The 314-nt window shown below is 42.0% G+C and carries 2 protein-coding genes; both read left to right on the top strand.

Annotated features, from left to right (window positions below):
• Nucleotides 1-168: reverse transcriptase-like protein (locus V6D41_RS21465; RefSeq protein WP_333519574.1), on the top strand; the 168-nt coding region annotated here is incomplete at its 5' end.
• A gap of 41 nt (nucleotides 169-209) precedes the next feature.
• On the top strand, nucleotides 210-314 hold a 105-nt coding region (gene sspL, locus V6D41_RS21460), incomplete at its 3' end, for a small, acid-soluble spore protein L (RefSeq protein ID WP_333519573.1).

The raw sequence follows: 314 nt of genomic DNA, 5'->3' as shown, positions 1-314 counted from the left end.
GCTGAGATTGAAATAGTTAAAAATAAAACGTTTCACCCGTATGTGGAAGAAATCATCCGATTAAAAGCGGCCTTCTCTCTTTTTTTCATCAAATGGATACCGGGAAAGCAAAACCAAAAAGCCGATCAGCTGGCAAAAGAAGCGATTCGGCTGAATGATAAGAATTAAAACTCGATCATTTGTTCATCCTAATGTCGAGGTGAACAAACATGAAAAAGAAAGATAAAGGCCGGCTGACCGGCGGTGTAACTCCTCAAGGCGACCTGGAAGGCAATACACATACTGACCCTAAAACAGAGCTTGAGGAAAGAGCC

It is taken from the genome of Bacillus sp. 0102A, assembly GCF_036765155.1.
In the GTDB taxonomy this organism is placed as follows: domain Bacteria; phylum Bacillota; class Bacilli; order Bacillales; family Bacillaceae; genus Bacillus; species Bacillus subtilis_G.
This window is presented reverse-complemented; position numbering and strand designations above follow the sequence as displayed.